The following is an 11,980-nucleotide window of genomic DNA, read 5'->3' as shown; positions in this document are numbered from 1 at the left end:
CGCCTGTGTAGCTCAGGTATGCCCATTCCAGCGAGGCTTTCTGGGCACGGCTGAGTCGGCCGGTGACCTGGGCGGTGCCTGAGACGGTCGGCGTGAACTTGGCTGTCCATTGCAGGCCGACACGGCTTTCGGGGTTCACATCCCAGTCTTCGGTGTAGACGCCAGCGTGTCCCCAGTCTGCGATGTAGTGAGTGCATTCGCCGTCGTAGTGTGGCGCCATGCTGCCTGATTGGCAGTTGCCAAACGTTCGTCCTGCCACCACGGAGGCGAACCCTGAAAAATCGACATCGATCGCGTGGCTGCTGGGTGTGAGCGCGAACAGGGCGAGGGCACCCGCTATTCGCGTCATGGTCTGTCTTGATCCTGCTCGCATACACATGACTCCATCAAAGAGGGCGTGAAACGATCGCAGGGGGCGACGACTTGGTTGACCGCTGCGCTGGACTGCAGAGAGTGGCGCTGCTTGTGCGGCGACCGGAAGCCAATTTAGAACAATGTGGCAGACAGCGATAGGGAATAAATACGCGCCTGATGACGTTTGGCAACATATATGACGCCATCGCCCGGCATGGGGGCTCAGTGCGTCAGGGCGGTATCGGTACGGGCTTGGTCATGGGGGGCAATGGGCTTCACGCGCTCGCTTACAAGCCACCCGACTGTGACAACGCTCGTCAGTGGATGCGTGTAGCGGATTTGGGTCCACCCAGGCACCTGGTTCAGGATGAGAACCTTGTCGCCCTCCACGATGTGCTTGCCCATGAGGCAGTTGGCATCGGGGACCGTGTGCAGCAGACTTCGGCCGGGCAGGGCGGCTACGCCAGGCGCTGGCAATGGTTTACCGGTGGATACCGGCGTTGATGCCAGGCAATTGGCGGGGCTCACAGTCGGTGAGGCCTTGATGCCAGCCGTTGGCGGATGCGCCTCCAGCGTCTGAATGGCTTGCGCCATGATGGACTCCGAAGAAGGTTGGCGGCACGCCGTGTCAATCGTCATCCTGGGGCCGATCACGATGCGTTCGGCATGCTCAACGGCCCATTTCGAGCCCGTTTTACGCATGTGCACCCGTTTCATCTGGGCGCGGCCGTCCTGAATCAGCAGATCGCCATCAGCGCGTCTGGCCAGTGCACAGACTTTCGCTTGTGACCCATCCACCCAGGCACGACTGAGCGTCAATCGAGCATCAGAAGGCAGGCCGGTTGCCGGTGTGTTGCGAGCGATATCGACCAGTGACGCTCGAACAGGATCTGAAACGGGCAACTCACGGGCATGGGTCAGGTTCGATCCGGTCCACAGCAGGCCGGTCATCAGGGTGATGCGCAGACGTGACATGCTTGTAGCACGGCGAAACGCGCCGCGAACAGAGTTCAGGAGACTGCAAGATAGCGCGACGCATGACACTGCGATGCCGGCAAACACAGGGGCTATACCCCGCAACTGACGCGATCAGCGGTCAGTTTGTCAGCGCAACCAGACCTCGATGTGGCGCTGACAGTCAACCTGCATGCCGGGCTCGTCGGCATAGATGCACGGTGCTCCGGCAGCGCGCGGTGCCGGTTGGGCAAACATCCTGGCTTGCCAGTCGGGTTTGGCCATGAGCTGATCGACGTCCATGTGAAACAGGGTGGCGATCTGGCCATTCTGGAACGCCGCCGTCGACTTGAGCGGTTCGCCTGCCAGGGCCAGCTTGATGTCCACGGCCATGCCCGCCATCGCCTGCATGGATGTGGTCATGAATTGGCGCAGGCTGTCATTGGCGCTCGCCGTCGCCGCGTCCTTGAGTGGAGGAGGGGTGTTTGCCTCATCGAACAGACTGATCACAAATGGATCGTTGCTCACTGTCAGCTTGCTGGGTTGCCCAGCTTTGCGCACCAGCTCGAACCTGTATTGCAAGCCGTGCGATTTCTGGCTTGTACCCTGGTCAAGGCTGTAGTGCACCTGGTTGAAGTTCGGGACCAGGAATGTGAGGGTGTGCTCAACCTGGCCATTGGCGTGAGTCTGCGACTGCTCGCTGGCGGTGACACCGGGCCCCATGCTGCGAGCTCTCTCTTTTAGTGCTTGAAGCCTGGCCGCGTTCATGGGCGGCAGCGTGCCGCCGAATTGATGCAGCAAGGGGTTGTTCGCCGGCCAGTGCGTGGTTTCGGTGATGGTGCCGCTGCCATCGGCCTGTACGGTGAAGACCACATCCATATGCAGGCACCCGCTCAGGATCAAACACAGACTCAGTGAAACCAGGCGCCAAAGTTGTGTGAATGTCATGTGGGATTTCGCTGCTTAAGTGACGATGGGTTGGCCTCAGGCCGGCTGGTGCATAACGTGATTGTTTTGATATTAGCCGTTGACGGAGCCGTCTCTTCCCACAATTCCCCTGATCAGATTCAGCAGGCGCTTGCCGAGCAGGCAAAATAAGAGCCCGCTGCAGATTTGACTGCGTCTAACGGGCCTCGTCGGTGTGACGGGGCGTTTGCCTGATCAAGATGACCCAACAAACCATCGATTTCAATCCTGCGCCTCCCAGCGATGGCGGCGAGTCCCTGACACTGGCCCATTACGCAGAGCGCGCTTACCTGGAATACGCGCTGAGCGTGGTCAAGGGCCGTGCCTTGCCGGATGTGTGCGACGGCCAGAAGCCCGTTCAGCGGCGCATCCTGTACGCGATGGACCGCATGGGCCTGAGTTTTTCGGGCAATAGCGGACCCAAGCCGGTCAAGAGCGCCCGCGTGGTGGGGGATGTGCTGGGTCGCTATCACCCGCATGGTGACTCTGCCGCCTACGAGGCCATGGTGCGCATGGCGCAGGATTTCGCCCTGCGCTACCCGCTGATCGACGGCCAGGGTAACTTTGGCTCCAGAGACGGCGATGGCGCAGCGGCCATGCGTTACACGGAAGCCCGCCTGGCGCCCATTGCCCGCCTGCTGCTCGATGAAATCGACATGGGCACAGTGGAGTTTGTGCCCAACTACGACGGCTCCACTGAAGAGCCCAAGCAGTTGCCGGCACGTCTGCCTTTTGTGCTGCTCAATGGTGCCAGCGGCATTGCCGTGGGTCTGGCCACCGAGATCCCCAGCCACAACCTGCGTGAAGTGGCCGCGGCCACCGTGGCGCTGATCAAGAATGAGAAGCTGGCCGATGAGGAGTTGTTCGAGCTGATCCAGGGGCCTGATTTCCCAGGCGGTGGCCAGATCATCTCTACGCCTAAGGAAATCCAGGACGCCTACGGCTCGGGCCGTGGCAGCTTGAAAGTGCGCGCCCGCTGGAAGATCGAAGACTTGGCGCGCGGCCAGTGGCAACTGGTCGTGACCGAGCTGCCTCACGGTACCAGCGCCGCCAAGGTGCTGGAAGAAATCGAAGAATTGACCAACCCCAAGGTCAAGGCCGGCAAGAAGGCGCTGACCGCCGAGCAAACCCAGCTCAAGACCACCGTGCTGTCCGTGCTGGATACCGTGCGCGATGAATCCAGCAAGGATGCAGCCGTTCGCCTGGTGTTCGAGCCCAAGACCCGCACGGTCGAGCAGCAGGAGCTGATCACGACGCTGCTGGCGCACACCAGCCTGGAAAGCTCGGCCTCCATCAACCTGACCATGGTCGGCGCCGATGGGCGGCCCACGCAAAAGAGCCTGCGTCAGATCCTGACGGAGTGGATCGGTTTCCGCATGGAGACCGTCACGCGGCGTACGCGCCACCGTCTGGGCAAGGTGCTGGACCGCATCCACATCCTGGAAGGCCGTCAGCTCGTCCTGCTCAACATCGACGAGGTCATCCACATCATCCGTAACAGCGACGAGCCCAAGGCCGCGCTGATCGAGCGCTTCAAGCTTAGCGATCGCCAGGCCGAGGACATCCTTGAAATCCGCCTGCGTCAACTGGCGCGGTTGGAGGCGATCAAGATCGAGCAGGAGCTGTCCGAGCTGCGTGCCGAGCAGGCCAAGCTGGAAGACATCCTGGGCAACCCCAGCTCGCTCAAGCGCACGGTGGTCAAGGAAATCGAGACCGATGCCAAGCAGTTTGGTGACGAGCGCCGCACCCTGATCCAGGCTGAAAAGCGTGCTGTGGCCGAGGTCAAGGTGATCGACGAGCCCGTGACGGTGGTGATTTCGCTCAAGGGCTGGGTGCGTGCACGTACCGGCCATGGTCACGACCCGGCGGGCTTCGCCTTCAAGGCGGGTGACGGTCTGTATGGCACCTTCGAGTGCCGCACGGTGGATCCGATGATCGTGGTGGGCAGCAACGGGCGTGTGTACAGCGTGCCGGTGTCAGCACTGCCTGGCGCACGGGGAGACGGCGCACCGATCACGACCATGATCGAGCTCGAATCCGGTACGCAGCCGGTTCACTACCTTGCTGGCAGCGTTGATCAGACTTTGCTGTTTGCGAATACCGGTGGGTTCGGCCTGATGGCCAAACTGGGTGACCTGATCACGCGCCAGAAGGGCGGCAAGGGCTTCCTGACGCTGGACGAGGGTGATCTGGTGCTGCCGCCTGTGCTGGTGCAGCCAGCGCACACGCATGTGGCCTGTCTGGCACAAGGCGGGCGCATGCTGGTGTTCGGCCTGGATGAGCTCAAGCTGCAGTCCAACGGCGGCCGAGGCCTGACCTTGATGGAAGTGGATGCCAAGAAGGATCCGCTGATCTCGGTGGCCACGGTGGCCGGCGGCGTCAAGGTCATCGGCTCGGGCCGAGGCGGCAAGGCCAAGGAAGAGGACGTGCGCAACTCTGCCTACCTGGCTCACATCGGCAAGCGCGCCCGCAAGGGCAAGGCCGTGGACGCCTTCCAGAAGGTGATGCGGGTCTTGCCGTTGGCTTGATCGCCACTGATCCCCATTGAGCGCCTAAGGCAGCTGGTCAGTGAAAGATCACGGCCAGCGCCTTGAATTGATCGGGCTGCTCCGGCCCGGTCACGCTGATCAGCGTCTGGCTGCTTGATTCAACCTTGAAGCCAGCCTTTTGCAGATCGGCCAGCAATGCCTCAGGTGGCTGCCCTGCCAAGGGTGCGATGGCGCTGATGGGCGCATTCAGCACGGCTTTGGTGGCGCGCCTGCCAGGGTTGCCGCCTTTGCCGTCCTCTTCTTCCTTGATGAAGGAAGATGCCAGCAAAATGGCGACAAATACGCCCATGGTGGCCAGCGCCGCCGGTTTGGCAAAATAGCGCTTGAACGAGGCCAGATTGGCCCAGGCGTGCGCGAACACGCCCGCCACCATGGCCCAGCCCAGCCATTCATGTACGTCCTTGTTCTTGCCCATGTCGGCGTGAAAGAACATCAGGATGCCCGTGCAGGCCATCAGGAAGAAAGAGCCAATCGTGAGGGGCGTTGCCCATTCGCGGGAGATCTGCATGATCGTGTTCCAGCAAGGTGCGGAACCCATATTGTTGATGACATGAACAGTGTGCAGGCCTTGTGTTGCCTGTGTGTTGCTGTGCCGGGGGCGAGTTTGACCGGCGTCAAACCTGCCGCGCTTGCATGCTGAGGGCATGCGCTTGACCTGAGCGTCAAGCAAGGGCATGGGGGTGTTGACGCTGGCAAGCTGGAAAACGCCAGCGAGGTGGCTGGGGCAAGCTGGGTTAGGCTACAGCGCATTGCTTTTGACCTGACATCCAGGAACGCCCATGACGTCTCTCGCCGGCAAGACTCTCTTCATCACAGGCGCCAGCCGTGGCATCGGCAAGGCCATTGCGCTGCGTGCGGCGCGTGATGGTGCCAATATCGTGGTCGCGGCCAAAACGTCCGAGCCTGATCCTCGCTTACCCGGCACGATTCACTCCGCAGCGGCCGAGATCGAAGCCGCAGGCGGACGCGCCTTGCCATTGGTGCTGGACGTGCGTGATGAAGACCAGGTGCGTGAGGTGGTGGCCAAGGCCGCGGCCCACTTCGGTGGCATCGACATCCTGATCAACAACGCCAGCGCCATCAACCTGACGAAGACGCCCGAGGTCGCCGCCAAGCGCTACGACCTGATGATGGACATCAACGTGCGCGGCACCTTCATGTGTTCACAAGCCTGCCTGCCCTTCCTGGAGAAAGCGGCCAATCCGCACATCCTGGTGCTGTCGCCGCCCATCAATCTGCAGGAGAAGTGGTTCGAATCCCATGCGGCGTACACGGTGTCCAAATACAGCATGAGCATGGTGGCGTATGGCCTGGCGGCCGAGCTGCGCAGCAAGGGTATTGCCGTGAACGCCCTGTGGCCGCGCACGCTGATTGCCACATCGGCACTGAACATCGCTGGCTCGCAACTGGGTACGCTGGGACGCACACCCGAGATCATGGCCGATGCCGCCTATCGGATCCTGACGCGCGGCAGCCGTGAGGCCACGGGCCAGTTCTTTGTGGACGAGCAGGTGCTGCGTGATGCCGGCATCACCGATTTCGATCGTTACCTGGTCACGCCGGGCTCCGAGCCGATGTTGGATCTCTACATTGACAACTGAGTCGACAACTGAGCCCTCATTCCACCAGCCCGTGTGACACGGCAAAGCGCGTCAGGCTGGCCACATCGTGCAGATCCAGGCGCTGGATCAGCTCTGCCCGGTGGTATTCAACCGTCTTGACGCTCACAGACAGATCGCGGGCAATTTCCTTGTTGGACTGCCCTTTGGCAATGCAGCGCAGCACGTCTTTCTGGCGGGGCGTGAGCTTGTCGCTGGCATCTTTCTCCTTGACGGAGGCCAGGGCGATGTCCGGGCTCAGGTAGACGCGGCCTTCGCGCAGGCAGTGCAGGGCCATGGCCAGTTCGGCCAGCACGAAATCCTTGGACACAAAGCCCGAGACGCCCATGTCGATCGCCCGTTTGGCGATGTCGGCATCGGTGCTGCTGGTCAGGATGATGATGCTGATGTCTGGCTGGGTCTGGCGCAGGACGCGCGCCACGTCCAGACCGTTGGAGCCGGGCATGTTCAGGTCGAGAAGCAGGATGTCGGGCGGGGTGGCTGCGCAGGCCTTCAGGCAGCGAGGGCCGTCATCCACGGATGCAATGCACTCGAAGCCGCCCAGATCTTCCAGGATGGCCACAATTCCTGCTCGAATCAGGATCTGATCGTCGGCTACGATGACGCGCATTGCTTGCATGATGCATTGTCGGCATCCCCACACCAAGCCTTCGGCAGGAATTTGTGACATTGTTCCGTCGAGCCCGCTCATCTATTCGACCTGCATCGCAGGGGCGTCGCGCTCGCTTGGCCGGTCGTGGGCTTGATGGCATGGACGACACTGCTGCTTCGGCTGTCGCGCCAGCCTCCTCAGCGGGGCGAGACGCGTTCGTCGCCGCCATCAGCCATGAGTTGCGCACGCCCCTGAACGCCATCCTGGGTTTTGGCCGACTGGCTCGTGCAGATTGGCCGGCCGGGGTGGATCGTCAGCATCTGGATCACATCGAGCAGGCCTCTCGCTTGATGCTGCGCGTGGTCAACGATCTGCTGGACCTGACCCGCCTGGAGGTCGGCAAGCTCAGCATCGATGCCGATCAACCCTTGCCCCTGCCGGCCGTGGTTTCTCGCGTGGGGGCCTTGGCCGCCAGCTTGCGGCAAGACAAACCGGTGCGCCTGTATGCCACGGTCGATCCAGCATGCCCCATGTCGTTGCGGGGCGATGTGGAACGAATCGAGCAGATTTTGCTCAACCTGGTGGCCAATGCGCTCAAGTTCACCGACCGCGGGCGCGTCGTGATCGACGTCCGGCGCAAAGCCGTGCGCGCCGGACGGGTGATGCTGCGCATGTCGGTATCGGACACGGGGGCGGGCATCGCCTTGGATCAGATCGAGCGTATTGGCCAACCGTTTGAGCAGGTCAGCAATCTGTCTCTGCCCAAGATTGGTGGCAGCGGCCTGGGCCTGGCTGTTGTCAACCGCTTGTTGGCTTTGCATGGCACCAGCTTGCGCGTGGCTTCCGTGCCTGGCGGTGGCTCCTTGTTCTGGTTTGACCTCGAGTTGCCATTCGATGAGTCTGCACCAACAACGCATCAGAAGGCCCAGACCGTGGTCGTCAGTGACGATGATCGTCTGCTGCAGACGGTGGCCACCCAATGGGCGGCACAAGGTGAAGCCGTGCTGACGCCTGATCAGGTCGCATCCATCACCATGCCAAGCAGTCCGTCGTACCGATGGGTCATCGATGTGGCCGCGCCCTCGGGCTCGGGCATGGCGGAACGCGCCCGGCAACAGGGGGCAGAGGTGCATTGGGTCAGCGCTGATCCTGTTACTTCGGCGGGCGATGTGCGGGCCCTGCCCTTGTTGGCCGAGGCTGTGTTTCGAACTCGACGTGATGAAACCTTGGCCATTGATCCGCAGTTGGTGGGACTCAAGGTACTGGCTGTTGAGGACAACGCGCTGAACCAGCATGTATTGCGTGAGTTCCTGCGCCGTATCGGGGTGGACGTGACCATGGCAGGGGAGGGGCGGCCTGTGGCCGATCTGGTCGGGCAGCGTCACTTTGACCTGGTTCTGCTCGACATCCAGTTGCCAGATTTGAATGGATGGGAGGTTGCCCGCGCGATCCGGTCGCTGCCTCACGGTCAGGACTTGCCCATTGTTTTTCTCAGCGCACACATCGATGCAAGCGATCAACAAGCCGCCTGGGCTCTGGGCGCGCTGGCGTGCATGAGCAAGCCTTTCGACGCGGCACAACTGCACGCGCTGCTGCGTGATGTGGCGCTCAAGGCCGACGTCGTCCATCGCGCCTTTCAACCCGTGCCTGCGGCGCCCCCGGCGCCAGTCGAGGCCAGGCTTGTACCGGCTGACACCCCCAGATCCGGTGGCCGCATGGTCTTGATGACGCTGTTTGCCAGTCAGTGGCCGGCGATGCGGCAGTCATTGGAGCAGGCGGCTGATACCGCAGCCCTTCGCCAGGCCATCCATGCCTTGCGTGGCTCCCTGGCTGTGCTGGGTCAGGCTGAACTGGTTTCCCAGGCCCGACAGCACGAAGAGGCCCTGCTCGCGGGGCGAGGCGTGACATCTGACGCACTCGCAGCGTTCGTGCAAGCGGTCGATGCGCTCTTTCCCAGGTCTTGACCCGGGGTGACCCCAAGGTGAGGCGCTGATGGGCGGATGAAGGGCGCATCTTCACAATGTGGATCATGGAATTGCAAAGGAGAGCAAGCATGATCATCACCAGGGCCACCAAAAACAGCGCAAAGGCTTGTAGCGCCGAAGCCGCCGCAAATGACGCTAAACAAGAAGTGATGATCCACAGCGGCGGTACCCATTTCCTGACCTTCAACGCGGCCGGCACGAACTACGCCTTGTACATCGTGGCCACAACGGCCATTGTTGATGCGCCTTGCGTGGCCCCTGATCCTCGCATGCCCGAGTTTGTCAAAGGATCGATGCAACTGGACGGCCGCCTGGTCCCCGTGATTGATCTGGCAAGCCGGCTGGGTTTCCCGCCTGCCAAAGCCGGTCACCGCAGCTGCGTGGTGCTGGTCGAGGCACACCTGGGTGACCAGAAGGTCGAAGTCGGCGTGGAGGTCGATCATGTTCATGACGTGCTGAACTTGAACGGAAAAGCCATGGACGCCCCTCCCACGTGCGGCGCCAACCTCAATAGTCACTTCATGGAGGTGATGGCCAGCCATCCTGGTCACTACGCCATGGTGATGCATGCAGAGCAGTTGTTGTTCAGCGATGAACTGGCACAGTTGATCAGCGTGGGGGAGTTGCACGATGACCTCGTTCATCACTGACCTGCTGTCGGCTGATGCCAGCACGCGAGCGGCCATGCCGCCGCCGATCAGCCGAGAGATGTTCCCGCCGCCCTTGCCCAGTTTCCTGGAAAGCAGCGGCGTGGTCAGTGCCGATCCTCTGGGCAGACGCAGCGTGATGCTCAGGCCGGGCGACTGGCTGTTTGGCCGAGGCGACCTGCGTGTGACGGCCATGTTGGGCGCCAGTGTGGCCCTGGTGATGTGGATTCCCCGCTATCGCCTGGGCGCGGTGTGTTGCTATGCCCATCCTCAGCGGCCCGCAGGCGTATATGGCCTGGAGGGCGGCAGCGGCCTGTATGCCGATGATGCCGTGCGGTGGCTTGGCGAGCGCCTCCTGCGGAGCGCTTGTGATTGGTCGGACGTGAGCTTGTCTCTGGTCGGTGGCGCGCATCAGCAAGATGGCTGTGCCGGCGAGCGCAATCTACGGTGGGCGCAGTCGTGGGCGTCCAGCCTGCAGATCGAGCCACATCAGCAGGAAGTGGGGGGGCGCGATCTGCGCAAACTGAGCTTCCAGTTGGTGGATGGAAGCTTGACCATCACCCACGGTGGCCGACTGGGTTCCGCCGAGATGTGATGCGGTTCAGACGCGCACCACGGTAACCGAACAGTCCGCCTCAGCGACAACCTGGGCACTGACGCTGCCCAGGTAACGTCTCAGCGCCGAGTTGCCTCGCGCACCCATCACGATGTGGTCGACTTGGTTCTTGTTGGCAAACTCGACCAGAGCATGTGCCGTGTCCGGTGCCTCCAGCACATGGAAGGTCAGACGGTGCTCATCGAGTTCCAGTTGCTGTTGCAAAGGCCGGGCCCAGTGCTTGATGGCGACCAGTTGCTGAACATGCAGACTGTTGCCTTCTTCGTCGGTGAGCTTGTCCATGCCGACACGGTTGATCTTCATGACGCTCACGCAGGCCAGGCGGGCGCCAGGCTCGATCTGGAGGATGCGCCGGACCGTGGCCAGCAGCTTTTTGTCCAGCTCGGGCGTACTGGCCTTGGTGGCAATGGCCACCATGATGATCGGGCTGTGCTCGACGTGCTGGGTGGCATTGCCCTGCGCTTCTGGTTCGGCGCCCATGGCCTTGAACCAACGCCGGATGCTGCTGATGCTGCCGCGCGGTGCCATGTGGTCCGCCCGCTTGCTCAAGGGGATCTGATCGGGGTGCTGCAGATCCAGCGCGAGTTGGGCGCCGGTTTGATAACGCTTGGCCGGGTCCACCTCGAGGCAGCGCAGGATCACCTCCTGCAACCAGGGCGGCGTATCGGCGCGGTGCGCGCGCGGCGGAATGGGATCGGTGTAGAGCCGCTTGCGCAGGCCTGACACGCTGCTGGGGCTACCAAAGGGCCGCTCTCCTGTGGTGAGGTGGTAGAGCATCACGCCAAGCGCAAACAGGTCGCTGCGAGGGTCGTTGCGGATGAACTGCACCTGTTCGGGCGACATATAAGGCCCCGTTCCCATGGGCAGCGAGAACTCCTCTTCCAGCAGATCGGGCAGTTGCGCATGGCGCGACAAACCGAAATCCACCAGCACCGCCTCACCAGTTGGGCGGAACATGATGTTGCTGGGTTTGATGTCCAGGTGCACCAGGTGCTGTTTGTGCAGTTCGTGCAGGGCAAAGGCGACACGCTGCCCGATCTCGGCAACCTCTTCAAATGGCAAGGGTGCCTTGTCCAGCCTTGGCCGCAGGGACTCGCCCTGAATGTGCTCCATCACGATATAGGGCTGCTTGATGAAGTCGCCCTTGGTCAGGAAGCGCGGCACATGCGGCCCTTTGAGCATCGGCATCACCATCTGCTCGACCTCGAAGCCCACGATGGTGGCTGGATCTTCTCCGCCCTTGATGCGTGGGATCTTCATGATCAGGGCGTGGCCGGCATCGCCTTCCAGCGGCTCGACATCCCACAAGGTGGCCATGCCGCCCTGGTGCAGTTTTTCCTTCAGTCGAAACTGGTCAATCACATCGCCGGCTTGCAGTTTTCCAGGCGGGGTCATCATGCGCAGCTCCTGTTTAGCGCCCGTCGCGCAGGCGGTCGGCCAGATGGCGAGGCAGCCCTGCATCGACGATGCGTTGTGCCGCCGCTTCGTGGTCGTAGGGCACGCGGTGAAACGTGATCTGCTTGCTGCTCGTGTCGAACACCAGGTAGCAGGCCGCAGGGTTGCCGTCTCGGGGTTGGCCGACCGAGCCTGGTATGGCCAGCCAGCGCCTCATGGGCGACAAAATGATGGGCGTGCCGTCTACCGGCGAGAACTCACCGGCTTTGCCTGCGCCAGAGAGGTGGTAGAGGCAGGGCTGGT

General features: G+C 62.2%; 11 protein-coding genes and 1 pseudogene. 5 read left to right on the top strand and 7 right to left on the bottom strand.

Annotated elements, in window-relative coordinates; translation table 11 throughout:
- The 3 genes and pseudogenes from EPO09_RS18485 to EPO09_RS18475 form a co-directional block, all read right to left on the bottom strand.
- A pseudogene (locus EPO09_RS18485) lies at positions 1-349 on the bottom strand (hypothetical protein); the annotation flags it as partial.
- Positions 350-576: 227 nt separating this feature from the next.
- Positions 577-1,329, bottom strand: coding sequence for a hypothetical protein (locus tag EPO09_RS18480; protein ID WP_290645373.1), 753 nt, complete (start codon positions 1,327-1,329; stop codon positions 577-579).
- A gap of 129 nt (positions 1,330-1,458) precedes the next feature.
- The gene (locus tag EPO09_RS18475) at positions 1,459-2,256 is read right to left on the bottom strand and encodes a hypothetical protein (protein WP_290645371.1); all 798 of its coding nucleotides are present in this window, start codon (positions 2,254-2,256) and stop codon (positions 1,459-1,461) included.
- A gap of 218 nt (positions 2,257-2,474) precedes the next feature.
- Between EPO09_RS18475 and parC the strand changes: the two genes are divergently transcribed.
- On the top strand, positions 2,475-4,802 hold the full coding sequence (parC, locus tag EPO09_RS18470; protein WP_290645369.1) for a DNA topoisomerase IV subunit A: 2,328 nt from the start codon (positions 2,475-2,477) through the stop codon (positions 4,800-4,802).
- A gap of 37 nt (positions 4,803-4,839) precedes the next feature.
- Here the strand turns inward: parC and EPO09_RS18465 are convergent, their stop codons facing one another.
- Complete coding sequence (locus EPO09_RS18465) at positions 4,840-5,331, bottom strand: DUF4405 domain-containing protein (RefSeq protein WP_290645367.1); 492 nt, start codon at positions 5,329-5,331, stop codon at positions 4,840-4,842.
- Between the two features lie 271 nt (positions 5,332-5,602).
- Here EPO09_RS18465 and EPO09_RS18460 point away from each other — a divergent pair, with 271 nt between their 5' ends.
- Complete coding sequence (locus EPO09_RS18460; RefSeq protein WP_290645365.1) at positions 5,603-6,424, top strand: NAD(P)-dependent oxidoreductase; 822 nt, start codon at positions 5,603-5,605, stop codon at positions 6,422-6,424.
- 16 nt (positions 6,425-6,440) lie between these two features.
- Here EPO09_RS18460 and EPO09_RS18455 read toward each other — a convergent pair whose 3' ends face one another.
- The gene (locus EPO09_RS18455) at positions 6,441-7,061 is read right to left on the bottom strand and encodes a response regulator transcription factor (RefSeq protein WP_290645363.1); all 621 of its coding nucleotides are present in this window, start codon (positions 7,059-7,061) and stop codon (positions 6,441-6,443) included.
- A gap of 131 nt (positions 7,062-7,192) precedes the next feature.
- On the opposite strand from EPO09_RS18455, the gene EPO09_RS18450 reads away from it, so the two are divergent.
- The 3 genes from EPO09_RS18450 (at position 7,193) to EPO09_RS18440 (ending at position 10,261) form a co-directional block, all read left to right on the top strand.
- The gene (locus tag EPO09_RS18450) at positions 7,193-8,998 is read left to right on the top strand and encodes an ATP-binding protein (protein WP_290645361.1); all 1,806 of its coding nucleotides are present in this window, start codon (positions 7,193-7,195) and stop codon (positions 8,996-8,998) included.
- A gap of 89 nt (positions 8,999-9,087) precedes the next feature.
- Positions 9,088-9,669 (top strand): chemotaxis protein CheW, encoded by a 582-nt coding sequence (locus EPO09_RS18445; protein WP_290645360.1) that lies wholly within the window; start codon positions 9,088-9,090, stop codon positions 9,667-9,669.
- Positions 9,650-10,261, top strand: coding sequence for a chemotaxis protein CheD (locus EPO09_RS18440; RefSeq protein WP_290645358.1), 612 nt, complete (start codon positions 9,650-9,652; stop codon positions 10,259-10,261). The genes EPO09_RS18445 and EPO09_RS18440 overlap by 20 nt, the downstream gene beginning before the upstream one ends.
- Before the next feature lie 6 nt (positions 10,262-10,267).
- On the opposite strand, the gene EPO09_RS18435 is transcribed toward EPO09_RS18440, so the two are convergent.
- Together EPO09_RS18435 and EPO09_RS18430 are read right to left on the bottom strand one after the other, a co-directional pair.
- Positions 10,268-11,680 carry a bifunctional serine/threonine-protein kinase/universal stress protein gene (locus EPO09_RS18435; RefSeq protein WP_290645356.1) on the bottom strand — a complete coding sequence of 471 codons (1,413 nt, stop codon included), beginning with the start codon at positions 11,678-11,680 and terminating at the stop codon, positions 10,268-10,270.
- 13 nt (positions 11,681-11,693) lie between these two features.
- The coding region (locus tag EPO09_RS18430; protein ID WP_367200090.1) for a metallophosphoesterase at positions 11,694-11,980 on the bottom strand (287 nt) is incomplete at its 5' end.

Origin of the sequence: Aquabacterium sp., from assembly GCF_004297345.1 — a bacterium.
GTDB lineage: Bacteria > Pseudomonadota > Gammaproteobacteria > Burkholderiales > Burkholderiaceae_C > Aquabacterium.
Note: the sequence above shows the minus strand (reverse complement) of the source record. Positions and strands in the feature narration are given on the sequence as shown.